Annotated in this window: 24 protein-coding genes; 8 read left to right on the top strand and 16 right to left on the bottom strand. The window is 65.4% G+C overall.

Annotated features, from left to right (window positions below):
• Positions 1-227: 227 nt before the first annotated feature.
• Both MFF62_RS25820 and MFF62_RS25825 read right to left on the bottom strand, forming a co-directional pair.
• Positions 228-1,739 carry an MFS transporter gene (locus MFF62_RS25820; RefSeq protein WP_238265987.1) on the bottom strand — a complete coding sequence of 504 codons (1,512 nt, stop codon included), beginning with the start codon at positions 1,737-1,739 and terminating at the stop codon, positions 228-230.
• The gene (locus tag MFF62_RS25825) at positions 1,721-1,918 is read right to left on the bottom strand and encodes a hypothetical protein (RefSeq protein WP_238265988.1); all 198 of its coding nucleotides are present in this window, start codon (positions 1,916-1,918) and stop codon (positions 1,721-1,723) included. The genes MFF62_RS25820 and MFF62_RS25825 overlap by 19 nt, the downstream gene beginning before the upstream one ends.
• Before the next feature lie 283 nt (positions 1,919-2,201).
• On the opposite strand from MFF62_RS25825, the gene MFF62_RS25830 reads away from it, so the two are divergent.
• Together MFF62_RS25830 and MFF62_RS25835 are read left to right on the top strand one after the other, a co-directional pair.
• Positions 2,202-2,618, top strand: coding sequence for a response regulator transcription factor (locus MFF62_RS25830; protein WP_238265989.1), 417 nt, complete (start codon positions 2,202-2,204; stop codon positions 2,616-2,618).
• 4 nt (positions 2,619-2,622) lie between these two features.
• Entirely contained in the window at positions 2,623-3,282 is a 660-nt protein-coding gene (locus MFF62_RS25835; RefSeq protein ID WP_238265990.1) for a response regulator transcription factor, read from the top strand.
• Here MFF62_RS25835 and MFF62_RS25840 read toward each other — a convergent pair.
• A complete protein-coding gene (locus tag MFF62_RS25840) occupies positions 3,279-4,211 on the bottom strand; it encodes a LysR family transcriptional regulator (protein WP_238265991.1) in 933 nt (310 codons plus the stop codon). The two genes, MFF62_RS25835 and MFF62_RS25840, sit on opposite strands and share 4 nt — an antisense overlap.
• 133 nt (positions 4,212-4,344) lie before the next feature.
• On the opposite strand from MFF62_RS25840, the gene MFF62_RS25845 reads away from it, so the two are divergent.
• Positions 4,345-5,352: a zinc-binding alcohol dehydrogenase family protein gene (locus MFF62_RS25845; RefSeq protein ID WP_238265992.1), complete on the top strand. Its 1,008-nt coding sequence runs from the start codon at positions 4,345-4,347 to the stop codon at positions 5,350-5,352.
• Between the two features lie 89 nt (positions 5,353-5,441).
• Complete coding sequence (nfsB, locus tag MFF62_RS25850) at positions 5,442-6,095, top strand: oxygen-insensitive NAD(P)H nitroreductase (RefSeq protein ID WP_238265993.1); 654 nt, start codon at positions 5,442-5,444, stop codon at positions 6,093-6,095.
• A 31-nt stretch (positions 6,096-6,126) separates the two neighbouring features.
• Here nfsB and MFF62_RS25855 read toward each other — a convergent pair whose 3' ends face one another.
• From MFF62_RS25855 to hppD, 5 genes are all read right to left on the bottom strand, one after another.
• Positions 6,127-6,876, bottom strand: a complete 750-nt coding sequence (locus tag MFF62_RS25855; RefSeq protein ID WP_238265994.1) for a hypothetical protein — start codon at positions 6,874-6,876, stop codon at positions 6,127-6,129.
• Between the two features lie 46 nt (positions 6,877-6,922).
• The gene (locus MFF62_RS25860; RefSeq protein ID WP_238265995.1) at positions 6,923-7,654 is read right to left on the bottom strand and encodes a glutathione peroxidase; all 732 of its coding nucleotides are present in this window, start codon (positions 7,652-7,654) and stop codon (positions 6,923-6,925) included.
• A gap of 180 nt (positions 7,655-7,834) precedes the next feature.
• Entirely contained in the window at positions 7,835-9,031 is a 1,197-nt protein-coding gene (locus MFF62_RS25865) for an amino acid aminotransferase (protein ID WP_238265996.1), read from the bottom strand.
• Between the two features lie 64 nt (positions 9,032-9,095).
• Positions 9,096-10,484: an amino acid permease gene (locus tag MFF62_RS25870; RefSeq protein WP_238265997.1), complete on the bottom strand. Its 1,389-nt coding sequence runs from the start codon at positions 10,482-10,484 to the stop codon at positions 9,096-9,098.
• Positions 10,485-10,687: 203 nt separating this feature from the next.
• A complete protein-coding gene (gene hppD / locus MFF62_RS25875) occupies positions 10,688-11,761 on the bottom strand; it encodes a 4-hydroxyphenylpyruvate dioxygenase (protein WP_238265998.1) in 1,074 nt (357 codons plus the stop codon).
• Positions 11,762-11,964: 203 nt separating this feature from the next.
• Between hppD and MFF62_RS25880 the strand changes: the two genes are divergently transcribed.
• The gene (locus tag MFF62_RS25880) at positions 11,965-12,438 is read left to right on the top strand and encodes an Lrp/AsnC family transcriptional regulator (protein WP_238265999.1); all 474 of its coding nucleotides are present in this window, start codon (positions 11,965-11,967) and stop codon (positions 12,436-12,438) included.
• Between the two features lie 196 nt (positions 12,439-12,634).
• Here the strand turns inward: MFF62_RS25880 and MFF62_RS25885 are convergent, their stop codons facing one another.
• Positions 12,635-12,961 carry a thioredoxin family protein gene (locus tag MFF62_RS25885; protein WP_238266000.1) on the bottom strand — a complete coding sequence of 109 codons (327 nt, stop codon included), beginning with the start codon at positions 12,959-12,961 and terminating at the stop codon, positions 12,635-12,637.
• An 84-nt stretch (positions 12,962-13,045) separates the two neighbouring features.
• Entirely contained in the window at positions 13,046-15,385 is a 2,340-nt protein-coding gene (locus MFF62_RS25890; RefSeq protein WP_238266001.1) for an ATP-dependent DNA helicase, read from the bottom strand.
• A 126-nt stretch (positions 15,386-15,511) separates the two neighbouring features.
• Here MFF62_RS25890 and xth point away from each other — a divergent pair, with 126 nt between their 5' ends.
• Complete coding sequence (gene xth, locus MFF62_RS25895; RefSeq protein ID WP_238266002.1) at positions 15,512-16,426, top strand: exodeoxyribonuclease III; 915 nt, start codon at positions 15,512-15,514, stop codon at positions 16,424-16,426.
• 110 nt (positions 16,427-16,536) lie between these two features.
• On the opposite strand, the gene MFF62_RS25900 is transcribed toward xth, so the two are convergent.
• The 4 genes from MFF62_RS25900 to MFF62_RS25915 form a co-directional block, all read right to left on the bottom strand.
• Positions 16,537-17,142: a TetR/AcrR family transcriptional regulator gene (locus MFF62_RS25900; RefSeq protein ID WP_238266003.1), complete on the bottom strand. Its 606-nt coding sequence runs from the start codon at positions 17,140-17,142 to the stop codon at positions 16,537-16,539.
• Positions 17,143-17,375: 233 nt separating this feature from the next.
• Positions 17,376-17,939 carry a copper resistance protein CopQ gene (locus MFF62_RS25905; RefSeq protein ID WP_238266004.1) on the bottom strand — a complete coding sequence of 188 codons (564 nt, stop codon included), beginning with the start codon at positions 17,937-17,939 and terminating at the stop codon, positions 17,376-17,378.
• Between the two features lie 408 nt (positions 17,940-18,347).
• On the bottom strand, positions 18,348-19,043 hold the full coding sequence (locus MFF62_RS25910; RefSeq protein WP_238266005.1) for a fumarylacetoacetate hydrolase family protein: 696 nt from the start codon (positions 19,041-19,043) through the stop codon (positions 18,348-18,350).
• Between the two features lie 54 nt (positions 19,044-19,097).
• Positions 19,098-19,520, bottom strand: a complete 423-nt coding sequence (locus MFF62_RS25915; RefSeq protein ID WP_238266006.1) for a VOC family protein — start codon at positions 19,518-19,520, stop codon at positions 19,098-19,100.
• A gap of 120 nt (positions 19,521-19,640) precedes the next feature.
• On the opposite strand from MFF62_RS25915, the gene MFF62_RS25920 reads away from it, so the two are divergent.
• Complete coding sequence (locus MFF62_RS25920) at positions 19,641-20,507, top strand: LysR family transcriptional regulator (RefSeq protein WP_238266007.1); 867 nt, start codon at positions 19,641-19,643, stop codon at positions 20,505-20,507.
• A gap of 27 nt (positions 20,508-20,534) precedes the next feature.
• Here the strand turns inward: MFF62_RS25920 and MFF62_RS25925 are convergent, their stop codons facing one another.
• Both MFF62_RS25925 and MFF62_RS25930 read right to left on the bottom strand, forming a co-directional pair.
• A complete protein-coding gene (locus MFF62_RS25925; RefSeq protein ID WP_238266008.1) occupies positions 20,535-21,833 on the bottom strand; it encodes an MFS transporter in 1,299 nt (432 codons plus the stop codon).
• Between the two features lie 43 nt (positions 21,834-21,876).
• Positions 21,877-22,500 carry a TetR/AcrR family transcriptional regulator gene (locus MFF62_RS25930; RefSeq protein WP_238266009.1) on the bottom strand — a complete coding sequence of 208 codons (624 nt, stop codon included), beginning with the start codon at positions 22,498-22,500 and terminating at the stop codon, positions 21,877-21,879.
• A gap of 163 nt (positions 22,501-22,663) precedes the next feature.
• On the opposite strand from MFF62_RS25930, the gene MFF62_RS25935 reads away from it, so the two are divergent.
• Positions 22,664-23,428 (top strand): SDR family NAD(P)-dependent oxidoreductase, encoded by a 765-nt coding sequence (locus MFF62_RS25935; RefSeq protein WP_238266010.1) that lies wholly within the window; start codon positions 22,664-22,666, stop codon positions 23,426-23,428.
• Positions 23,429-23,504 lie beyond the last annotated feature (76 nt).

Here is a 23,504-nt window from a genome sequence, read left to right on the forward strand (position 1 = left end):
GGCGATCAGATCTTCGGGAATGGTCGGCAGCTCACGATCGGCGGCCTGGCTCGTCTTGGTTCTACGTGGCATGACATGCTCCTTGGCGACATGTTATGCCCTAAACACAAAATTTCTGACGGGCCCCCGCCATGCCCTCACCCCCAACCCCTCTCCCGCCATGCGGGAGAGGGGAGCAAGACAGCGAGGCGCGACAGGGGATCAAAACTACGCGCCAGGCAACCCAATCACTTCAACCACCGCTGCCACAACGCCACCCCCGCCACCAACAAACACCCCGGCGCCACGATAGCCATCAAATTCGCCCCTGCCACCAGCACCGCCTGCTGGTCGATTTGCTGTGACAGGTTGATCAGCGCCACACCATGCGGCGCAGCCGCAATACCAAACGCGTCCACGCGGAATACCAGATGCGTGCGGGCTATCGCTTCCCCGTACTGCAGGCATTGCGCGGCGGTACCCGTGCCGGCGGCCGAGGCCACCTGGCGGACGATGTTCTTGAACTGGTACGTATGGGAAAAATCGTCGAGCGGCGTGTCCAGGAATGTCAGCTTGGCGACGATGATCAGCGTGAATGGCAGCGCGGCGTTCTGCAGCAGAAGGGCCGGCACCAAACGGTCCAGCGACAGGTCGGTGTTTAGGCGCGTGGCCAGCATCCATGCGGCGGCGGCCAGCATTGCGTAGCCCAGCGCCAGCCAGCGGCGCGATCCGGGCAGGCGGGCGCCGTACAGCACGTAGACCACGCAGGCCGCCACGGCGGCCGTGCCGGTCAGCGTCGACACCATGCCGGTGGATGCGAACGAAAAGCCGAGTCCAAGCTGCAGCACGATCGGAATCGTGTAGTTCCACAGGCCGGCCACGAAGGAATAGGTGGCGTAGAAGCCCAGGCCGGTCAGGTAGCGTCGTCCGCCCAGCCGGTGGGTGTTGAGCCAGGGGTCCGGATGCCGGTGCAGCCGCAGGAAGGCCAGCGCCATCAGTGCGACACCCCCTAGCGGTACCGCGATGACCGATGCGGTACCGGCCGCCGTGTAGAGCCGCAGGTCGGCCAGCCCGTGTACCAGCACCAGCGCGCCCAGGCCGAGCAGCAGCACCGTGTACCAGTCCATTGCCGCCAGCGTATCGAGGCCCGGCGTGCAGGACGGGGTGACGCGATGCGGATAGGTGACCGATACCAGCAGCAGCGTGGCGGCAGCGGTCATTGCCTGGACCACGAAGATCAGGCGCCAGCTTGCATCGAGGATCAGCGTGGCGGTGACCCAGGGCGCGGCCGCCAGCAGGCCGATGGCGCCGATCACGAACGGCCACAGCAGGCGGGGCCGTTCCTGCGGGGCGGCGATCATTTGGATCAGCGTGCGCGCCGCCGCGAACAGGCCGCCCGCGCCCAGCCCCTGCACGGCCAGCGCCAGAGATAGCTGCACGATATTGTTCGAGACCGCGCACAGCAGGCTGCCGCCGATGGCAATGGCCAGTCCAAGCATCGAGAAGCCGCGATAGCTGATCAGGTCCGACACGCGCCGCAGCATCAGGTTGGCCACGATCGCGGCGGCGGCGTAGGACGTGAAGCACCAGAGAAAATCGTCAGGCGTGGCATAGATGCCGGCGCGGATCTGCACCGCGCCGGTGGCCAGCATCGACGTGGCCACGAAGTCCACCCCCGTGGCGCAGCCCAGCGCCAGCCCCATCAGGAACACGCCACCGCGCGTGACACGCGGCAGGGCCCCTAGCGCGACGGATGGCATGCCGGCTTGCCGCCGTGGCATTTGGCCGGTGCGGGCGGTTGCGGCGCGGCCTTGGCCGACGGCAGCACGTTGTAGTCGTAGCGGTCGGCCGCGAACGGGCTGGTGGCCGGGTCGGTGGCGTGGGCGGCAACGGCGCCCAGCAGGCAGGTGGCGGCCAGGGCGAATTGGATGTAGCGCATGTCAGTCTTCCTTGGAAGTGAACCGAGACTTGAGACTACGGCGGCAGGGGCGGCGGCGATTCCCTGCCGGGATCTGCGCTTTCGCAATCGCACGCCGGACGCCCAGCGGGCTGGCGGCAGGCTTTCAACGGGCTTTCAAACGGCTTGGGGAGCGCCCCACGGATGGCCCCGAGCCCCCACCCGGCGCCGTGTGGCGGGTGGCTGACGCTATACGAAGGCATAGTGTTGGGCGCCGGTGGAGGTCGCTACCATGGCGCCATGAGATTGTTGTGAGGTAGGGGCCTTGGCCAAGAAACTGGTTGTCGCCATCATTGACGACGATGATTCCATCCGCGCGGCGACGTCCCGGCTGGTCCGCTCGCTGGGTTGGGAGGCACGTGCCTATGCGTCGGCCCATGCGTTCCTGGATTCCGACGGACACGCGGAAGTGCATTGCATCCTGTCGGACGTGCAGATGCCGAAGATGAACGGGCTGGAGATGCTGCGGGCGCTGAACGCGCAAGGCAGCCAGGTTCCGGTACTATTCATCACCGCGTTCTGCACCGAAGCCATCCGCCGCGAAGCGCTGCGCGCCGGCGCGCACGCGTGCCTTTGCAAACCTGTCGAGGGCATCGCCGTCCAGCAATTCCTGGACGGCGTGGCGTCGGGGGCCCTTGGCCAGCCCGGCGTCGCGTCCAATGTCGCGCCGGAACAAAAGTGAATCCATGAATACAGCGATCCCGTCCGGAGAAGCATCGTCGATGGTCTACGTGGTGGACGACGACGAGTCCATGCGCCGCGCGGTGTCGATGCTGCTGCGCTCGGTCGGCTATCAGGTGGAGACCTTCGGGTCGGCCACCGATTTCCTGGCCTCGCCCCGCCAGGACCTGCCCAGCTGCCTGATCCTCGATGTGCGCCTGAAGGGGCAGAGCGGCCTGGCCGTGCAGGAACAGTTTGCGGCCAGCAAGATGTCGATCCCGATCATCTTCATGACCGCGCACGGCGATATCGCCATGTCGGTCAAGGCCATGAAGGCCGGGGCGATGGATTTCCTGGCCAAGCCGTTCCGTGACCAGGACATGCTCGACGCCGTGGAAAGCGCACTGGCGCGCGACGCCGCGCGGCGCCAGTCCGACCGCAGCGAGGCCGACCTGCGCCAGCGCTACGACGAACTCACGCCGCGCGAGAAAGAGGTGATGGGCTACGTGGTGCGCGGCCTGCTGAACAAGCAGATTGCCGGCGAACTGACGCTCAGCGAGATCACCGTCAAGATCCATCGCGCCCAGGCGATGAAGAAGATGGGCGCGCGGTCGCTGGCGGACTTCGTGCTCAAGGCCGAGGCGCTCGGCATCATCGACTCCGCCCGCACCGGGGCCGGCGACTAGCCACCCGAGAAGCGCGTGTGCGCGTGCATCCGGGCGCTCAGCGCCTGCAGGTGCTCGCGCAGCGCCGCATGCAGGTAGCGCACGGCCGGCGAGAACTGCTTGCGGTGCGGGCACACCAGGTTCAGCGGCACCGGCTCGCCGGCCTGGTCCGGCAGCAGCAATTCCAGCCTGCCCTGGTCAACGTCCTCGCAGACGTCGAGCCATGACTTGTAGGCAATCCCCCGTCCATCCACCGCCCAGCGCCGCGCGATCTCCGCGTCGTCGCACATCAGCGTGCCCTTGACCGTGATCTGCCGCCGCATGCCGGCGGCAGGAAACGTCCATCGGTCGTAGATGCGGCCGCCCAGCACGTAAGGCAGGCACTGGTGCATGAGCAGGTCGTCCAGCGATGTCGGCCGGCCGTGTCGTTTGAGGTAGTCCGGCGAAGCCACCAGCACCCGGCGGTTGTTCTCGGCAAGCGACAGCGCCACGTAGCTGGCGCTTTCGTAGACACCGTAGCGGAACGCGATGTCCACGGGGTCGCGGAACACGTCGGTCACCTGGTCGGACAGCGACAGCCGGAGCACGAGCCTGGGATGCTGTTCGCGGAACGCCGTCAGCAGGGGCAGCAGGATGTTGCGCCCCAGGTCCGACGGCGCCGCGATCTTCAGCGTGCCCTGCAGCGCGTGCGGCTCGCCGTGCATGCGCTCGCTCCCCTCCTTGAGCACGGCCAGCACTTCCTCGGCATACGGCAGGTATTGCTCGCCTTCGGCGGTCAGCCGCAGGCTGCGCGTGGAGCGCGCGAACAGCCGGATATCGAGCTCCCTTTCCAGGCGCTGGATGGCCGCGCTGACCTGGCCGGGCAGCAGGTCGGCCTCGCGGGCGGCGTTCGAGAAACTGCCAAGTGCGGCAGTGCGTACAAACAGTTGCAGGTCGTCGAGTCTGATCATTTTCACTGTGGAAGTGAAAGTCCTGCCGGATTCTCCCAGTTTTTCAGAAGCGGCGGGTTAGCGATCATGCAATCCATGCACCGGTTGCCCGCCACACAGGCCGGAACGCCGAAGAAACTATCGGAGAGTAAAAATGAAAGCCGTAGTCTATAGCCAGCATGGCCTGCCCATTACCGACGCCCGGTCGCTGTACGACGCGCAGGTCGACCAGCCCGTGCCGGGGCCGCGCGACCTGCTGGTCAAGATTCGGGCGATCTCGGTGAATCCGGTCGATACCAAGGTGCGCGCCGGCTCGCCGACCGACCAGCCGCGCATCGTCGGCTGGGACGCGGTGGGGACTGTGGAGGCCATCGGCGCCGACGTCACGCTGTTCCAGCCCGGCGATACCGTCTACTACGCGGGGTCGATCACGCGGCCCGGTTCGTATGCCGAATATGGCCTGGTCGACGAACGGATTGCCGGCCGCAAGCCGGCCACGTTGTCGGACGCCGACGCGGCGGCGCTGCCGCTGACGTCGCTGACGGCCTGGGAACTGCTGTTCGACCGTCTGGGCGTGCCCGAGGGCGGCGGCGACGGTGCGTCGCTGCTGATCATCGGCGCGGCGGGCGGCGTGGGATCGATCCTGACGCAACTTGCGCGGCGGCTGACCAAGCTGCGCGTGATCGGTACCGCGTCGCGGCCCGAGACCGGCGACTGGATCCGCGAGCTTGGCGCGCACGACGTCATCGACCATTCGCGTCCGCTGCTGGAAGGGCTGCGCGGCATCGGCGTGCCGCATGTGGAATACGTGGCCAGCCTGACGCATACCGACGAACACTACGCACAGATCGTCGAGGCGCTGGCGCCGCAGGGCCGCCTGGGCGTGATCGACGACCCCGACACGCTGGACGTGGTGCCGCTCAAGCGCAAGGCCGCGTCGCTGCATTGGGAACTGATGTTCACGCGCTCGCTGTTCGAAACCAAGGACATGGCGCGCCAGCACGAAATCCTGAACCGCGTGGCGGGCCTGATCGACGACGGCGTGCTGCGCACGACCACGGGCGAGCACTTCGGCACGATCAACGCGGCCAACCTGCGCCGCGCCCACGCACTGATCGAAAGCGGCCGTTCGCGCGGCAAGATCGTGCTCGAAGGCTTCTGAGCCGGGGCACGTCTCCTACGCAACCCGATACCATCGCGCACCCGCATCCCTATCCATTTACTTACGACTATCCCGAGAAAGGAACCATCATGAATCTCACCGACGCCGTACTGTCCCGCCATACCGTCAAGGCTTACGAAGCGGGCCAGACCCTGCCGCAGGAGCAGGTCGACATGCTGCTGACCTGGCTGCACAACAGCCCGTCGTCAGTGAACTCGCAGCCGTGGCACTTCGTGGTGGCATCGACGCCGGCCGGCCGCGAGACGATTGCCAAGGCCGCCACGGAGGCGTTTGCCTATAACCGCCCCAAGATCATCGATGCCTCGAACGTGATTGCGCTGTGCATGCGCGCCGATCTGGACGAGGCGCATCTGCAAGCCGTGCTGGCGCAGGAAGAACGCGATGGCCGCTTCAAGGCCGACGGCGCGCGCGAGAACCAGGACAAGAGCCGCCGCTCGTACGTGGACCTGCACCGCTACGCGCTGCGCGACGTGCCGCAGTGGATGGAAAAGCAGGTCTACCTGGCGCTGGGCGGTCTGCTGCTGGGCGCGTCGATGCTCGGTATCGATGCCACGCCGATGGAAGGGTTTGACGCGGCCGCCCTGGATAGCGCGCTGAACCTGCGCGAGCGCGGCCTGACCAGCGTCGTGCTGGTGGCGCTGGGCCGCCGCAGCGAGAAGGACTTCAATGCGGGCCTGCCGAAGTCGCGCCTGCCGAAGCAAGACGTGTTCACGCACATCTGATCGTCTGGCGTCCTGCCGTTAGCCTTAGCCGTTAGCCATGTGGCGCGGCGGGGCGCCATTGTCCAGATGCGGGGCACGGCTCGACCCTGCTGCCGTCCAGCGTGACCTGTTCCTCCTGGGCGGCCTGTGCCGCCGGCACGTCGGAGTCGAAGGCGATCTGCAGCGCCCGTGCAACGCGGGCATCCTCGATCGGCAACTCCCAGGTCAGGAACAGTTGCGTGTCGTCGCGATCCGCCGGGAAGTCGGCCGGATCGAAGCCATGTCCGCCGCGAGGAATCACGCCGTGCGGCTGGCAGGTGTCAAAGATCAGCACCGTGCCGCGCCGCAACGGAATACGCAGTTCCAGCGACGGAAAACTTACGTCCTGACCCTTGTCTTCGCTCAGGAACAGATTGCAGAAGGCCGCGCCGCCGTATTGCTCACCGTCATGGTGAAAGCGCGCGCCCCGGCAAACCATCAGCGCGACGTCGCTCTCGCCCAGGATGCCGGGCAGCCCCAGGGCATCCACCCAATCGGACACCGCCTGCACGCATTGCGCGTAGTCGGGCCAGCGCATCCCGGCGCGGGCCAGCGGCATGGTCTCGACGTCGCCGGGCTCCAGTGCCATGCGCGTCGCGATCTCCCGGGACCAATCGGCCAGCAGCCGTGCCGGCGGCGCGGGAATGTCGACCACGCCATGCCGCACGATATCGCTGACGCGGCGACTGCGCAGGGCGTCGCCGCTCCAGTAGAGAGACGTGAGGGTATTGGGGCGCCGGACAGGCTCGGTGACATCGCGCATGGCCGGCAGTGTAACGCGGTCGCAGGTTGCCGGCCGCGCCAGACGGTTAGCCGGCCAGATGCGCCGCCAGCGCCTCGGCGCCACCGATCAGGCGGCCATTGATGAACACCTGCGGCGCGGTCATCTCGCCAGACACGGCGCCCAGTACCTTGCCGCGGATCTTGTTGTCCAGCGGCACTTCGACGAACTCCAGGTCGTGGTCGGACAGCAGTTGCTTGGCCTTGGCGCAGAATGGGCAGCCGATCTTCGAGAACACCACCACCTGGGCTGGGCGCCGGGCATCGGGGGCGATGTGGTCCAGCATCGTGTCGGCGTCGGACACCTGGAACGGGTCGCCTGGTAGGTCGGGCTCGACGAACATCTTGTCGACCACCCCGTCCCGGACCAGCATCGAATAGCGCCAGCTACGCTTGCCAAAGCCCAGGTCGGCCTTGTCGACGAGCATGCCCATGCCGTCGGTGAACTCGCCGTTGCCGTCGGGAATCATGACGATGTTGCCGGCTTCCTGATCCTTCGCCCATTCGTTCATCACGAAGGTGTCGTTCACCGACATGCAGACGACGGTGTCCACGCCGGCCGTGCGGAAAGCCGGCGCCAGTTCGTTGTAGCGCGGCAGGTGGGTCGACGAGCACGTCGGGGTGAAGGCACCCGGCAGCGAGAACACCACGACTGTCTTGCCATGGAACAGGTCGGCCGTGGTCACGCCCCTCCATTCATTGTGTTCGCGCACGCGGAACGTGACGTCAGGAACGCGTTGGCCTTCGCGGGATGGCTGCATGGTGGGGCTCCGTTAGCGGTCGGTCGAGGTCGGCGCCAGTATGCGCCGCTAGCCCGGCGTGATCGAGAGCCATGCCGGGCAACACCGCGGTGCGCGAAATGCACCACTGGTCCGGGCGCCGGGCAAAAAAACAGCCACCCGAAGGTGGCTGTTTCATAGGGCGAGGGGTAGGGGCGGGCCTTAGCCCTTCAGTACCTGTCCGATGGCATTCGCCACCACGCCCACATTGCTTTCGTTCAGGCCGGCCACGCACATGCGACCCGAGCGCAGCACGTACACGCCGTGCTCGTTCTTGAGGCGGTCGACCTGGTCGGCCGACAGGCCTGTGTACGTGAACATGCCGCGTTGCTTGACGTAGCGCGACAGCTTTTCGCCGCTCACGTGCTCGCGCAGCTGGTCGTGGATGGCCTGGCGCATGCGGGCGATGCGTTGGCACATGGCCGACAGTTCCTCTTCCCAGCTCTTGCGCAGCGCCGGGGTGGTCAGCACGCGTGCCACCACGCGGGCGCCGTGGGTGGGCGGGTTGCTGTAGTTGGCGCGCACGGCGCCGGTGAGCTGGCCCAGCACGCGGCCGGCCTGCTCGGCGCTCTCGCAGACCACGCTCAGGCCGCCGCAGCGCTCGCCGTACAGCGAGAAGTTCTTCGAGAACGAATTGGCCACCAGGCAGGGCACGTTCTGGCGGGCCAGTTCGCGCACGGCAAACGCGTCGTCGTCCAATCCGGCGCCAAAGCCCTGGTAGGCCATGTCGACGAACGGCAGCAGCTTGCGCGTCTTCAGCACGCCAATCACCTGGCGCCACTGGTCTTCGTTCAGGTCCACGCCGGTGGGGTTGTGGCAGCAGGCGTGCAGCAGCACGATACCGCCCTGCGGAATGGCGTCGATGGCCGCCAGCATCGCGTCGAACTTCAGGCCGCCGGTTTCGGCGTCGTAGTACGGATAGCTGTTGACCTTGAAGCCGGCGCGCTCGAACACCACGCGGTGGTTCTCCCAGCTCGGGTCGCTGATCCACATTTCGGTGGTCGGGAAGTAGCGCTTCAGGAAGTCGGCACCCACGCGCAGCGCGCCGGAACCGCCCAGCGTCTGCAGCGTGGCGATGCGGCCTTCGGCGCGTGCGGCGCAGTCTTCACCGAACACCAGTGCCTGCACGGCCTGGCGGTAGCCGGCCATGCCGGCCATCGGCAGGTACGGGCGCGGGCCCATGTCGGCCAGCAGCGCGGCCTCGGCTTCGGCCACCGCCTGCATGACCGGCAGGCGGCCTTCGTCGTCAAAATAGATGCCGATGCTCAGGTTGACCTTGTTGGTACGCGGGTCCTGCTGGAAATCCTCGTTGAGCGAGAGAATCGGGTCACCGGGGTAGGCTTCGATGTGTTCGAACATGGGATGCGTCTGGCTACGGGTTCAGGGGGCGGCGGCCCGGATGCAGCGGGCCGCGCGGGGCCGGTTACTGGATCTGGGCGCTGGCGGCGGGCAGGGCCGCGCCGGCGTTTTTCTGCCGGAGGCGATAGCTTACGCCAAGAACGGCCAGCCATACCGGAATCAGGTAGACAGACAGGCGCAGGCCCGGCGTCATGAACATCACCACCAGGATGCCCGCCAGGAAGGCCAGCGTCAGGTAGTTGGTCAGCGGATAGCCCAGGCTCTGGAACACCGTGGTCTTGCCTTCGGCACGCTTGGCGCGGCGGAACATCAGGTGGATGATGCTGATCATCGCCCAGTTGATGATCAGGGCCGACACCACCAGGCCCATCAGCATTTCAAACGCTTCGCCCGGCATGAAGTAGTTGACCAGCACGCAGATGCCGGTGGCCGCGGCCGACACGGCCAGCGCGGTCAGCGGAATGCCACGGCGGTTCACGTTCAGCAGCGCACGCGGGGCGTTGCCCTGTTGCGCCAGGCCCAGCAGCATGCGGCTGTTGCAGTAGACGCCGCTGTTGTACACCGATAGCGCGGCCGTCAGCACCACGATATTCAGCACGGTAGCCACGATATCGCTGTTCATCGCGTGGAAGATCAGCACGAACGGGCTGCCGCCGGTCACCACCTTCTGCCACGGGTACAGCGACAGCAGCACGGCCAGCGCGCCAACGTAGAAGATCAGGATGCGGTAGATCACCTGGTTGGTGGCCTTGGGAATGCTCTTGCCCGGGTTGTCGGCTTCCGCGGCGGTAATGCCCACCAGTTCCAGGCCGCCGAACGAGAACATGATCACGGCCATGGCCATCACCAGCCCGCCGAAGCCGTTCGGGAAGAAGCCGCCGTGCTGCCACAGGTTGGCCACGCCAGCCTCGGGGCCGGCACCGCCGGTTGCCAGCAGGTAACCGCCAAAGCCGATCATGCCGACGATGGCCGCGACCTTGATGATCGAGAACCAGAACTCCATCTCGCCGAACGACTTCACGCTGGCCAGGTTGATGGTGTTGATGATCACGAAGAAGCCCAGGGCGGACACCCACGTCGGGATGGCCGGCCACCAGTACTGCACGTAGATGCCCACGGCCGACAGTTCGGCCATGCTCACCAGGATGTACAGCACCCAGTAGTTCCAGCCGGACATGAAGCCGGCAAAGTGACCGCAATACTTGTTGGCAAAGTAGCTGAACGAGCCGGCCACTGGTTCGTCGACGACCATCTCGCCCAACTGGCGCATGATGAAGAACGCGACGATGCCGGCCAGCGCGTAGCCCAGCAGCACGGAGGGGCCGGCCAGCTTGATGGTCTGGGCAATGCCCAGGAACAGGCCGGTACCGATCGCGCCGCCTAGCGCGATCAACTGGATGTGGCGATTTTTCAGGCCACGCTGGAGCGTGCCTTGGCTATCGGGTGCATGCATTGGAGTTGTCTGTCCTCTACCCATTCTTGTGGAATGGCGGCGCGCCTCTATGGCTGGGCGCTTTGAAAAAGGCGCCGGCGCGGGTAACGCCGGACGCAGGGGTGCGCGCCGGCGAAAACCCGAGAGTTTACCGGCACACGCTTCGGAAAGCAGGGAATTGGACCGATCCTGGTCAACCCAGGGCCGGTCAGGTCACGCGGGCGTCAGACTTTCAGTACGCCGCGCTCGATCTGGTCGCGTTCGAGTGATTCGAACAGCGCCTTGAAGTTGCCTTCGCCAAAGCCGTCGTCGCCCGAGCGCTGGATGTATTCGAAGAACACCGGGCCCAGCGCGGTCTTCGAGAAGATCTGCAGCAGCAGGCGCGGGCGGCCGCCTTCGGTGGTGCCATCGAGCAGGATGCCGCGTGCCTTGAGCTGGTCCACCGGCTGGCCGTGACCGGGCAGGCGGGTTTCCAGGGCGTCGTAGTAGTAGTCGTTCGGCGCCGTCATCAGTTCCACGCCGGCCAGTTGCAGGCTGTCGATGACTTCGAGCAGGTTGTCCACCGAGAAGGCAATGTGCTGGATGCCTTCGCCGTTGAACGCCATCAGGAATTCCTCGATCTGGCCGGCACCCTTCGACGATTCCTCGTTCAGCGGAATGCGGATCTTGCCGTCGGGGGCCGTCATGGCCTTCGAGGTCAGGCCCGTGTATTCGCCCTGGATGTCGAAGTAGCGGATTTCGCGGAAGTTGAACAGGCGTTCGTAGAAGTTCGCCCAGTAAGCCATGCGGCCACGGTAGACGTTGTGCGTCAGGTGGTCGATCAGGTTCAGGCCGTGGCCCTTGGGGTGGCGGTCCACGCCATCGATGTATTCGAAGTCGATGTCATAGATCGACTTGCCGTCCTCGAAGCGGTCGATCAGGTACAGCGGCGCGCCGCCGATGCCCTTGATGGCCGGCAGGCGCAGTTCCATCGGGCCCGTGGCGATCTCGATGGGCTGGGCGCCCAGCATCAGCGCGCGGTTGTACGCCTTGTGCGAATCCTTGACGCGGAACGCCATGCCGCAGGCGCTGGGGCCGTGCTCGGCGGCAAAGAAGGCGGCTTCGCTGTGCGGCTCGTTGTTGACGATGAAGTTGATGTCGCCCTGGCGGAACAGCAGCACGTCCTTCGAACGGTGGCGCGCCACGAGCGTGAAGCCCATTTTCTCGAACAGCGGTTCCAGCACATTGGGCGTGGGCGAAGCGAATTCAACGAACTCGAAGCCCATCAGTTGCATCGGGTTTTCAAACAGGTCGGCCATGGTCGGAGCGCTCGGGGGCGAGAAAGGGGAGAAATAATATTTCGGTCAGGCTGCAGCGCGTGTGGCTTGGGGGACGCTTGGTGCGCTGCGCAACGTGAGGAAATTGTAGAACTCGCCCCGCTAAATAGGATTTCGTAAGGGACGCAGGGAAACCCTTGGATATGAGATAAGATTTCGTAAAACTGCCATTTTAGGAAATCGGAATGCAGCAATCCGAGTTGGACCGCATCGATCGCCGCTTGCTGGCGGAACTGCAGGAACATGGGCGCGCATCGAACCTGGAATTGTCCGAGGCGATCAACCTGTCGCCGGCCCAGACGCTGCGGCGCCACCGCCGCCTGGAGGAGGGCGGCATCATCAAGCGCTACGAAGCCAGGCTGGACAGCACGGCGCTGGGGTTTGGCGTCACGGCCTTCATCCACGTGACCATGGAGCGCGGCCATATCCGCGATCTCTCCAAGTTCAAGGGCCTGGTGGCAGAGCTGGCGCAGATCCAGGAGTGTTTCTCCGTGACCGGCGATATCGACTACGTGCTGAAGGTGGTGGCGAAGGATCTGAAGTCGCTGTCGGACTTCCTGCTCGACACGCTGATGCGTATTCCGGGCGTGAGCGGGGTGAAGTCGAGCGTGTGCCTGGATGAGATCAAGTGCACGAGTGCAATGCCGCTGGATTTGTGAGGGTTGGGTTTTTGGTTTTTTTTGGTTTTGGTTTTTGATTTTGCTCCCCTCTCCCGCACGGCGGGAGAGGGGCTGGGGTGAGGGTCGGCGGTTCAAATTGCGACCTGTCGGCAAGCAGAGCCTCATTGCCCTCACCCCCAACCCCTCTCCCACTGAAGTGGGAGAGGGGAGCTAAAAAGCGGGGTGACAAATGCCCTTACCCATCAATCTTCCCCATCGCCTCCACAATCTCCCCGCTGTCATTCGGCCTTACCAGCCGGGCCACTTCCTGGCCATCGCGCAAGAACACCAGCGTCGGCCACAGTTTGACGCGGAACGAGCGGCCCAGCGGGCGGCCGCTGCCGTCTTCCACCTTGATATGGTCGATGCTAGGATGCGCGCCGAAGGCGCTCTCGATCAGCGGTTGCGCACGCTGGCAGAAGCCGCACCAGGGCGTGCCGAATTCCAGGATGGTGGCGCCGCGCAGTGCGTCGATGTCGGTACGGGCAGGTTCGGTGGTGGCAAACGTGTGAGTCATGCTCATGAGGCAGCTCCGCAATCCGTGTAGTGGGGTGACACGCGATTATCGCGCCAGCCGGCAATTCGCGTTTGCCGGGCCGCTGGCGCGTTATTCCGCTAGCTGGAGCGAAGAAGCCGCCAGCGTGGATTGCGGGCGCGTTGCATGTATTTCCCACCAGGCCGGCAACAGGTCTTGCACTTCGGGGCGCGCGTAGCGGTCGTCGATGAGCCACACCACGCCGCGATCCTGCTGGGTGCGGATGACGCGGCCGGCGGCTTGCACCACCTTACGCAGGCCCGGATACAGGTAGGCATAGTCGTAGCCCTGGCCAAACGTCGATTCCATCCGCTCGCGTAGCTGTTCGTTGACGGGGTTCACCTGCGGCAGGCCCAGCGTGGCGACGAAGGCCCCGATCAGGCGGTCGCCCGGCAGATCGACGCCTTCGGAAAACACGCCGCCCAGCACCGCGAAGCCGATGCCCTGGCCACCCGGCGCGAACATGTCGAGAAAGGCCGCCTGGCCGGCCTCGGTCATGCCGCGCGCCTGGGACCATGCTGGAATGCCGGGATGCGTTTCGGCCAGCAACGCGGCGGCCTGCTGCAGGTAGTCGTGGCTGCTGAAGAACGCCAGGTAGTTGCCGGGACGCCGGGCAAACTGATCGGCCATCAATTGCACGATGGCGGGCAGCGAGCGCTGCCGGTGGTTGTAGCGCGTGGAGATATGGCGGGCGACATGCACGTCGAGCTGCTCGGGCTGGAACGGCGATGGCACCTCCATCCACACCGCGCTGGCGGGCGTGCCCAACAGGTTGCGGTAGTAGTCGGCCGGCTGCAATGTGGCCGAGAACAGCGTGGTCGAATGCGCGCTCGCGAAACGCGGGGCCAGGTAGGGCGCCGGCAGTAGATTGCGGATGCAGAGATCGGCATCGACCCCGGCCCGCTTGCGCGCCGTACGCGTGATGTCGAACAGCGAATGCTTGCCGCCGTACTCCGTCAACTGCTCGGCCAGACGCAGGAAGTGCATCGCGTCGAAATAGAAACGCTCCAGCGTGGCGTCATGCCGCTGCGGATGCTCGCTCATGTCGTCGATGATTGCCGTGCAAAGCTGCACTAGCGCTTCGACAAACGCGGCCGGTTCCTCGTCGCGCGTTTCGTAGGGTGCCTCGCCAGACTTGGCCAGCGCGTTCCACTGGCGATAGACGCGGTCCATCGGACGCTTCAGCGCGGCCGCTGCGGTCAATCGCACGCCCCGGAAAGCCGCATGGTCGAGCGTGGCCGAGTACATCGCGCGGCCCCGGTCCACCAGGTTGTGGGCCTCGTCCACCAGCACGCTGACGCGCCATTCGTTCAGCGCCGTGTGCATGTACAGCAGCGCGCTGCGATCGAAGTAGTAGTTGTAGTCGGCCACCACGACGTCGCTCCAGCGAATCATCTCCTGGGCCAGGTAGTAGGGGCAGACGTTGTGCGTGCGCGCGATCTCGCGCGTGGTGGCGCGGTCCAGCAGCGGCGCGCGGCTGGCGGCGTCACGCGCGGCGGGCAGGCGATCGTAGAAGCCCTGTGCCAGCGGACACGATTCGCCATGGCAGGCCAGGTCGGGATGCTCGCAGGACTTGTCGCGCGCCATCAGTTCCAGCACACGCAGCGGCGTATCGTCGGCATTGGGCCGTAGCTGGCGCGTGGCATGCACCGCCACGCCGCGCCCCGTGGAGCGGGCGGACAGAAAGAACATCTTGTCGATGCGCTGCGTGGGCATGGCCTTGAGCGCCGGGAACACCGTGCCGATCGACTTGCCGATGCCGGTGGGCGCCTGGGCCAGCAGCGTGCGCGCGGTGGCGTTGGCCTTGTACACCGATTCAGCCAGCAGGCGCTGCCCGTCGCGGAACGTGCCATGCGGAAAGGCCAGCGCCGCCAGGCCTGCATCGCGGCCGACACGATGCGCGGCTTCGCGTTCGGCCCAGTGCATGAAGCGCCGGCAGCTTTCCTCGAAGAATTCACGCAGCACCGGCGCGTCGAAACGCTCCTTGAGCACGCGCTCGCGCTGGCTGATGATATCGAAGTAGACCAGCGCCACGTCGATCTTCTCGAGCTTGCGCGACTCGCACAGCAGGCAGCCGTAGATCTTGGCCTGGGCCCAATGCAGTGCCTGGTGGTTCTGCGGAATCTCCACCTTGTCGCCGCGCACCGTCTTGATTTCCTCGACCCGGTTGGTCACCGGGTTGTAGCCATCGGCCCGGCCCCGCACGCGCAGCCCTTCGAAGTCGCCCGACAGTGTCACCTCCGCTTCATATCCCGGCCCGCGGCGGCTCGTCACCACGCCATGCCCGGCCACGCCTTCCTGCCCCGTGGGCGACGGCGTGAAACGCAGGTCGAGATCGCCCGCCTTGGCCGTGAACTCGCACAGTGTGCGCACAGCAACGGTATAGCGGGGTGGTGTGGGTGTGTCGGACAAGGCGCAAACAGGGTGGGGAATCGCAGGACTGTATGAATATACAGTGATCGGACACCGACAGGAAATCCGCGCGCGGGAATCTAAGATGGAAGGCCGTCGCAGCGACCCGAACCCGAGGACTTGCCGATGCCCGCCATGAAGATCGCCACGTTCAACATCAACGGCGTACGCACGCGCCTGCAGGCGTTGCTGAACTGGCTCGAACGCGAGGCGCCGGACGTGGTCTGCCTGCAGGAGCTCAAGACCATGGACGAGGGATTCCCGATCGACGAGATCCGCGCGGCCGGATACGGCGCGATCTGGCACGGCCAGAAATCGTGGAATGGCGTGGCGATCCTGGCCCGGGGCGCCGATCCGGTGGAGGTGCGGCGCGGCCTGCCCAGCGGCGATGACGACACGCAGAGCCGCTATCTCGAAGCGGCCGTCGAGGGCGTGCTGATTGCCTGCCTGTACCTGCCCAACGGCAATCCGCAGCCCGGGCCCAAGTTCGACTACAAGCTGGCGTGGTTCGAACGCCTGATCACGCATGCGCAGGCGCTGTGGGACAGCGGCCATCCGGTGGTCATGGCGGGCGACTTCAATGTGGTGCCGACCGACGACGACATCTACAACACCCGGTCGTGGCTCAAGGACGCGCTGCTGCAGCCGGAAAGCCGCGAATGCTACCGGCGCCTGCTGGCGCAGGGCTGGACCGATGCGCTGCGCACGCGCTTTCCCGACGAGAAGATCTACACGTTCTGGGATTACTTCCGTCAGCATTGGCAGACCAATTCCGGGCTGCGTATCGATCATCTGCTGCTAGGGCCGGGTGTACAGATGCGCGATGCTGGCGTGGACAAATGGGTGCGCGGCGAAGAGAAAGCCAGCGATCACGCGCCGACGTGGGTCTTGATGGATGACGCCGGGAGCGCGGGAACGGCCAGGAAGGCAGCGACGAAGAAAACTGCGGCGAAGAAGGTAGCCAGGAAGCCCGCCGCAAAGAAAGCGGCCACGAAGAAGCCCGCTGCAAAGAAGACCCCCGCCAGGAAATCGTCCGCGTAAACAAAAAAATCGCCGGGAGGACTTACCCGGCGTCGGAGAAATCTGGTGACGTCCGCCGGGAGAGCGGTCGGCGGACGTCGGGCGCCTGAACCGGGGCGCCGGCAAAACTGTTACGCGGGTACCGGCTCGCGCTCGGGTACCACGCACATCGAACCACGCACCGCACCCAGCAGCATGTCTGCCGCTGCGTCCAGCCGATCGCTGGAGCCCGACATCCGCGCAGTGATGATGCCGTTCTGGATCGCGCCATACAGCACCTTGGCCAGCGCCTGCGGCGGCACCGGGTACGGTTGGCCGCGCTCGGTTTCGGCGCGGCGCAGCAGGGCCGTGATCCAGGTCTCGTTGGCCTGGAAATGCTCCTGCAAATACTTGCGGATCGCATCGGGCAACGCCATCACTTCGGCTGACAGCATGCCGGCTAGGCAGATCTGGTTCAGCTCGATGTCGTTGCGCAGTGGTCCTACATACTGCTCGGCCTGTGCCAGCAGCGGCAGCGAGGTGTCGATCGCGGCCAGCCGGGCATGCGAGCGTTCACGGTACAGGCGCACTACCTCCAGCACCAGGTCGTCCTTGGCCGGAAAGTAATAGTGGATGCTCGATGTCTTCACGCCTACCAGCTCCGCGAGATCGCGATAGCTGAAACCGTTGTAGCCCCGTTGCCGGATCAGCACGGAGGCGTGCTCGAGCAGTTGATCACGTACGGAATGCGTCTTCATGGCAATTGTCCTCGCCATTCCTGGCGGCGGACCCTCCAGTTTGTTCGCTGGTCTGTCTGTGCCTCAGACGGACAGCGATTGCGCAACCAGCGAGAGGACTGCGCCGCTGGTGAGGCAAAGCACCACCCAGCCGCCCAGGATCAGGGCTGTGTCACGCAAGGTCATGATGGAACTCCAGGTTTGGGTTGCGATGGCGGCCCGGTGTTGCGGGGGCCGCCGTCGTCTCAGTGGGCTCAGGCGAGAGCGCCGTCGGTGTACACGTCGAAGCTGCGCGACGGTTCGGCCGATACGCCGGTGCGATCCAGGCCGGCAACCGTGTGGGCGCCGCCGCTGTACGGGTCGAACGGAGCAGCCTTGGCGCCGTCGAGGTACGGATCAACCGTGCGGGCCGGGCTGGCCGAAACACCCTTCAGGTCAAGACCGGCTACCGTGCGGGCACCGTCGGTGTACGGGTCGAACTTACCGACCTTCGCGCCGTCGGTGAACGGGTCAGCCTTGCCAACGCGTGCGCCGTCGGTGTACACGTCGCGGCTGCCGATGCTGGCCACCAGGCCGTCACGGTTGGTTACGCGGGCACCGTCGGTGAAGGCGTCGCGGTTACCGATGCGGGCACCTTCGCTGAACGAATCAAACTTGCCTTGGCGTGCACCGTCGGTGAAGGTGCTGCGCTGGTCTTGCACGCGGTAGCTGTAACCGTAGACTTCGCCGGTCTTCTGGGCGGCGGGGGCTGCCTGGACGGCGCCGGTAACGAAAGCGGCGGCAAGGGCGGCGGCGGTAACGATGGTCTTGGCGTTCATGATGCTCTCCTTTGCAAGGCCGGCGATCCTGGTTCGTGTGTGGATCACTGGCCGATGTCTGTGCTGCGAATCAGACGGTCTTTTTGGATTGCTATCTACTGCTAGATAGATCGCGGGGGCTAAAAAAAAGACCGCTTCCGGTACTGACAAACAACCTTGTATTGCTTGGCTTCTGCGTTGCGGCTCGTCTTGTTTTGCCGCAGTGCGTCGTCCATGGCTCGAATATTATCTACTACTAGATAGATAAGCAAGGAGAATTTGAAGAAAAAACGATGTACCGGGTGGAGCGTTTGCTCTAGTTGCGCTCCCTATGCATCGTAATTCATTGAAATAGAAGGAAAAAAGCGCCGTCGCCCGCGGTGGGCGACGGCGCCTTTTACTTGGCAGACCGTACGATCTGATGTGGCTTTAGCGCTTGCCGATGGTGAAAGCGATCTCGCCGACACCTGCGACGCCGGCCGTGACCGCATCGCCCGGGTTCAGCGCACCTACGCCAGCCGGCGTGCCCGTGAAGATCAGGTCGCCCGGCTGCAGCGTCATGGCTTCGGAGATATAGGCGATGACGTCGGCCACCGGCCAGATCAGCTCGTTCAGGTCGCCTTGCTGGCGGGTTTCGCCATTGACCTTGAGCCAGATGGCGCCCTGCGACGGATGGCCAATCGCTGAGACCGGCTGCAGCGGACCGCACGGGCCCGACGCGTCGAACGATTTCGACCAGTCCCAGGGCCGGCTCATTTTCTTGGCCAAGTCCTGCAGGTCGCGGCGCGTCAGATCGACGCCCACGCCGTAGCCCCAGACCAGGTCCAGCGCCTGCGCGGGTTTGACGTTGGCGCCTGCCTTGCCGATGGCCACCACCAGTTCGATCTCGTGGTGCAGGTTCTCCGTCAGCGGCGGATAGGCGACGGTGCCTTCCGCGGCCACCACGGCGTCAGCCGGCTTGGTGAAGAAGAACGGCGGCTCGCGATCGGGGTCCTTGCCCATCTCGCGCGCATGCGCGGCGTAGTTGCGGCCCACGCAGAACACGCGGCGGATCGGAAAGCGGGCCTGGCTGCCAGCCACGGCCACGCTGGGCTGCGGTGCGGGTTGAATCACGAAATCGGTCATGTCTCGCTCTGTCTCTCTGTCTGTTATCTAGTAGGAAGGGGGCTTGTTTGCTGCTTACTTGGCAAAGACCTGGCTCATGTCGCCGAAGGCCTTGAATTCGAGGGCGTTGCCCGACGGGTCCAGGAAGAACATCGTGGCCTGCTCGCCCACCTGGCCCTTGAAGCGCACGTGCGGGTCGATCACGAACTTGGTGCCGGCACCGCGCAGCTTGTCGGCCAGGCGCTCCCACTCTTCCATCGGCAGGATCGCGCCAAAGTGACGCACCGGCACGTCGTCGCCGTCGACTGCGCTGGTGGCACGGTGCCCGCATTCGTCGGGCGACAGGTGCGCCACCACCTGGTGACCGTAGAAATTGAAGTCCACCCAGGCGTCGGAACTGCGTCCTTCGGGGCAACCGAGCAGATCGCCATAGAACTGGCGCGCGGTGGCGAGATCGTGAACCGGAAAAGCAAGGTGGAACAGGGGGATAGTGTTCATCGCTGGAACTCTCTTGGACGACGGTTGGGGGGTGTCGTTGATTGTAATCAGCAGAACTCGTAATATGAAACTAATCATTTCTTGACTGAGCATCGAAGATTTCGATGCTAGAAACCTGCCTTGCTGCGCTATTTCAAGACCTTTCTAGTGGCCGCCGAAACCGGCTCGTTCTCTGCTGCCGGCGCGCGCCTTGGGCTGACCCAGTCGGCGGTCAGCACGCAGATCCGCAGGCTCGAAGAGGACCTGGGCTGCACGTTGTTCGACCGTTCCGGCAAATCGGTGACGCTGAGCGACGAAGGCCGCCAGATGCTGGACGATGCGTCGCGGCTGGTCGGGCTCTACGAGTCGATGAAAGGCGCCCGGGGGCAGCGCGATATGGCGCCGCTGGACCTGGGCGCGGTGTCCACGGTGCAGTCGAGCCTGTTGCCGCAGGCGATGCAGCGTTTCCGGGTGGTCCATCCCGAGACCCATGTGAACATCATTCCCGGCATGTCGACCCAGTTGCTGACGCAGGTCGACGCGCGCGAACTCGACATCGCTGTGCTGGTGAAGCCACGGCTGGGCATTCCGCCGGAGCTGAAATGGGTGTCGCTGATCCGCGAGCGCTTTGTCGCGGTGGCGCCACCCGATGCGCCGGACAACCTGAAGACGTTGCTGGAAACCGTGCCGTTCATCCGCTACAACCGCCATTCGACCGGTGGCCAGCTCGTGGATCGGTACCTGAGGCGGCATCGGCTGTGGGTGCGGGAGGGCATGGAACTGGACGAGCCCGCCGTGATCCTGCAGATGGTGGCCGAGGGGCTGGGCTGCGCGATCATTCCGTCGGCGCTGGTGCCGTTGCGGCAGACGCCGAACGTGAAGGAAGTGCCGATGCCGGGTCAGCCGCTGTATCGCGAGATCGGCGTGCTGGTGCGGCAGTCGGCGCTCAAGCGCGCCACGGCCGCCGCATTGATCGATGCGTTCGTGGCGGCGAGCCACGAACGCTGAACCACGCGAAGGACAAAAAAGACAGGGTCAGGCCTGGGCAGGCTGGGGCGTCACCTGCGGCGCCTTGCGCCGGACCATCAGCGCCAGCAGCGCTGCCACCAGGCAGGCGCTGCCCGCCACATAGAGTGCTGGCGAGTAGGTCAGCCACAGCGTGCGCGACAGGCCGGCACCGAATGCGGCCGCAGCGGCGCCGATCTGGTGAGCCGCGAAGATCCAGCCGAAGACCATCGGCGCGCGCTCACGGCCGAACGTGCTGCCGGCCAGCTTGATCGTCGGCGGTACGGTGGCGATCCAGTCCAGTCCATAGAACATGGCGAAGATGGACAGGCCGTACAGCGTGAATTCCGAATGCGGCAGCCAGAACAGCGACAGGCCGCGCAGCGCGTAGTACCAGAACAGCAGCTTGCGGCTGTCATAGCGGTCCGAGAGCCAGCCCGACATGATGGTGCCGACAAAGTCGAACGCACCCATCATCGCCAGCGCGGATGCCGCCGGCACCGCCGACATGCCGAAGTCGGCGCACAGTGAGATGAAATGGGTCTGGATCAGGCCGTTGGTGGACAGCCCGCAGATAAAGAACGTGCCGGCCAGGATCCAGAACGTCTGCGTGCGAGCGGCGTCGCGCAGCACCTGGAACGGGCCCGACCACGACATCGGGGCGGCGGGGGCGGGTGCTGCTGCGGCCGCACCCGGGACTTCGCCAAACGGTGCCAGTCCGACATCGGACGGACGGTTGCGCATCAGGCTCAGCACCACCACGGCCAGCACGCCGCAAGCGGCCAGCACCGGCAGCACGGCCACGCGCCAGCCCATGTGTTCGATCAGCCAGGCCGCCACCGGCAGGAAGGCCAGCTGCCCCGTGGCCGAACTGGCGGTCAGCAGGCCGATGACCAGCCCGCGCCTCGCGGTGAACCAGCGATTGGCCACCAGCGCGGCCAGCACCATGGCGGTCAGGCCGGAGCCGACGCCCAGCATCAGGCCCCAGGCCACGAAGAGCTGCCAGAGCTCGGTGGAAACCGTGGCCAGCGCCATGCCGCCGGAAATCAGGGCCAGCGCCGCGCACACCACGTTACGGACGCCAAAGCGCTCCATCAGGATGGCCGAGAACGGCGCCATCAGGCCAAACAGCGCAAAGCGGAACGCCAGGATCGACGACACCTTGTCGGTGCTCCAGCCCATTTCGGTGGTGAGCGGCTTCAGGAACGCGCCGGGCAGGCCCAGCGCGGCGGAGGTGGTCAGCATCACGCTGAACGTGATGGCCGCGACGATCCACGCATAGTGAATGCCGCGCCGGTCGAGCCGGTTCGATAGGGCTTGCGAAAACATGGGGCTCCGTTGGAAAGGTCGGTGCGGGGGCTGGGTGTGGCGGTCAGGCCGCCGGTACGGCATGGGATTCGGTTTCGAGCAGCCAGACGCGGGCCGCGGCGAGGATGTCATCGGAAATCGCATCGCCCGCCGTGGCGCGCGCGAGCAAGATGGCGCCGACCAGCGTGGCCAGTTCCACCAACGCCGTGCGATGCGTGGTGCCGGCATCGGCATCGTCGTCTTCTGGCAGGGCAAGCGGCTTCCAGGCGGTCAGTAGTTGCCCGATCCCATCGAGGTACGCCTGGCGCACGGGTTTGCCGGCGGGTTCCCGCGCAACATCGCCAGCCAGGGCCGAGGCCGGGCAGCCATTTTCCGGCGCATCGCGATGGGCCTCGCTCAGGTAGTGCTCCATCAGTTGGCGGCGCGCGGCATGCCGGTCATCGCCATGCTGTGTGATCTTTTGTTCCCACCGGACGGCGGCATCGGAGAACGCACGTGCGCAGCCAATGGCTACCAACTCGTCCTTCGACGCGAAATGGTTGTAGAAGCCGCCATGGGTGAGCCCGGCGCTGGCCATGACCTGGGCCACCGTTACCCCATGCAGCCCGTGCTGGCGGAACAGTCGCGCCGACGCTTCCTCGATGGCTGTCCTATGCTGATCCGCGACTGCCCGTGAAGCGCGTGCCATGTCGATCTCCGTTCCTCGTATTTCTGAAAATTCAGCTTGACCGCAGTTTAGATGATGAACATACTTTATTCAATAGATGTCGATCATCATTCAAATGGCTGCCCGGCATCGTCTGTTGCAACGTTGTGTTGAAACCTCTTTCTCATCCAAAGGAGAACCTGCCATGTTCAAACTGTTCGATATGTCTGGCCGTGTCGCGGTCGTTACCGGCTCCACCAAGGGCATGGGCCTGGAGATGGCGCGCGGCCTGGGTCAGGCCGGCGCCCGTGTAGTGGTGTCGGGTCGCGACGCAGCGGTGTCCGAGAAAGTGGCGGCTGGCCTGCGCGAGCAGGGCATCGACGCCACCGGCATTGCCTGCGACATCGTCAGCATCGACAGCGTGCGCGAGTTTGCAAAGCAGGTACTCGCGAAGTTCGGGCGCGTCGACGCGCTGGTGCTGAACGCCGCCGGCAGCACGGCCGTGGGATCGATGCTCGACCAGGGGCCGGAGCAGTTCGACGAGGTGATGGCCGGCAACGTGCGCGGCAACCTGGTGCTGGTCAACGCGCTGGCGCCGCAGATGATCGAGCGCCGCGACGGGTCCATCATCTTCATGTCGAGCATTGCCGCGCGACGCGGCTCGGCCATGCTGGCGCTGTATAGCATCTCGAAGGGCGCCACCGATCTGGCGATGCGCAACCTGGCGCAAACGCTGGGCCAGTACAACATCAACGTGAACAGCATCAACCCGGGCCCGGTACGTACGGACTTCTCGCGTGACGCGCTGTGGGGCGACCCCGAGCGCGAGAAGGCGCTGTCCGCCGGCATTCCGATGCGCCGCATCGCCGAGGCCAGCGACGTAGCCGGCCTGGCCGTGCTGCTGGCTTCGCCGGCGGGCCGCTATATCTCGGGCCAGACCATCGGTCTCGACGGCGGCGCCACCGCGTAAGACGCGAGCTTTTCGCGCACCAACGCGCGGCCGGATCGCATGAAACGTGCGATCCGGCCGCGCTTTTTTTGGGCGT

Origin of the sequence: Cupriavidus pauculus, from assembly GCF_022179805.1 — a bacterium.
Taxonomy (GTDB): Bacteria; Pseudomonadota; Gammaproteobacteria; order Burkholderiales; family Burkholderiaceae; genus Cupriavidus; species Cupriavidus pauculus_E.

What these genes read in the sequence shown, in the direction of transcription:
- MFF62_RS25930 (WP_238266009.1), bottom strand. Translation starts at nt 22,500, where the DNA reads ATGGCACGCGCTTCACGGGCAGTCGCGGATCAGCATAGGACAGCCATC.
- nfsB (WP_238265993.1), top strand. Translation starts at nt 5,442, where the DNA reads ATGAATCTCACCGACGCCGTACTGTCCCGCCATACCGTCAAGGCTTAC.
- MFF62_RS25870 (WP_238265997.1), bottom strand. Translation starts at nt 10,484, where the DNA reads ATGCATGCACCCGATAGCCAAGGCACGCTCCAGCGTGGCCTGAAAAAT.
- MFF62_RS25845 (WP_238265992.1), top strand. Translation starts at nt 4,345, where the DNA reads ATGAAAGCCGTAGTCTATAGCCAGCATGGCCTGCCCATTACCGACGCC.
- MFF62_RS25825 (WP_238265988.1), bottom strand. Translation starts at nt 1,918, where the DNA reads ATGCGCTACATCCAATTCGCCCTGGCCGCCACCTGCCTGCTGGGCGCC.
- MFF62_RS25905 (WP_238266004.1), bottom strand. Translation starts at nt 17,939, where the DNA reads ATGAACGCCAAGACCATCGTTACCGCCGCCGCCCTTGCCGCCGCTTTC.
- MFF62_RS25885 (WP_238266000.1), bottom strand. Translation starts at nt 12,961, where the DNA reads ATGAGCATGACTCACACGTTTGCCACCACCGAACCTGCCCGTACCGAC.
- MFF62_RS25860 (WP_238265995.1), bottom strand. Translation starts at nt 7,654, where the DNA reads ATGCAGCCATCCCGCGAAGGCCAACGCGTTCCTGACGTCACGTTCCGC.
- MFF62_RS25925 (WP_238266008.1), bottom strand. Translation starts at nt 21,833, where the DNA reads ATGTTTTCGCAAGCCCTATCGAACCGGCTCGACCGGCGCGGCATTCAC.
- MFF62_RS25835 (WP_238265990.1), top strand. Translation starts at nt 2,623, where the DNA reads ATGAATACAGCGATCCCGTCCGGAGAAGCATCGTCGATGGTCTACGTG.
- hppD (WP_238265998.1), bottom strand. Translation starts at nt 11,761, where the DNA reads ATGGCCGACCTGTTTGAAAACCCGATGCAACTGATGGGCTTCGAGTTC.
- MFF62_RS25915 (WP_238266006.1), bottom strand. Translation starts at nt 19,520, where the DNA reads ATGAACACTATCCCCCTGTTCCACCTTGCTTTTCCGGTTCACGATCTC.
- MFF62_RS25865 (WP_238265996.1), bottom strand. Translation starts at nt 9,031, where the DNA reads ATGTTCGAACACATCGAAGCCTACCCCGGTGACCCGATTCTCTCGCTC.
- MFF62_RS25880 (WP_238265999.1), top strand. Translation starts at nt 11,965, where the DNA reads ATGCAGCAATCCGAGTTGGACCGCATCGATCGCCGCTTGCTGGCGGAA.
- MFF62_RS25840 (WP_238265991.1), bottom strand. Translation starts at nt 4,211, where the DNA reads ATGATCAGACTCGACGACCTGCAACTGTTTGTACGCACTGCCGCACTT.
- MFF62_RS25910 (WP_238266005.1), bottom strand. Translation starts at nt 19,043, where the DNA reads ATGACCGATTTCGTGATTCAACCCGCACCGCAGCCCAGCGTGGCCGTG.
- MFF62_RS25935 (WP_238266010.1), top strand. Translation starts at nt 22,664, where the DNA reads ATGTTCAAACTGTTCGATATGTCTGGCCGTGTCGCGGTCGTTACCGGC.
- MFF62_RS25900 (WP_238266003.1), bottom strand. Translation starts at nt 17,142, where the DNA reads ATGAAGACGCATTCCGTACGTGATCAACTGCTCGAGCACGCCTCCGTG.
- xth (WP_238266002.1), top strand. Translation starts at nt 15,512, where the DNA reads ATGCCCGCCATGAAGATCGCCACGTTCAACATCAACGGCGTACGCACG.
- MFF62_RS25820 (WP_238265987.1), bottom strand. Translation starts at nt 1,739, where the DNA reads ATGCCATCCGTCGCGCTAGGGGCCCTGCCGCGTGTCACGCGCGGTGGC.
- MFF62_RS25855 (WP_238265994.1), bottom strand. Translation starts at nt 6,876, where the DNA reads ATGCGCGATGTCACCGAGCCTGTCCGGCGCCCCAATACCCTCACGTCT.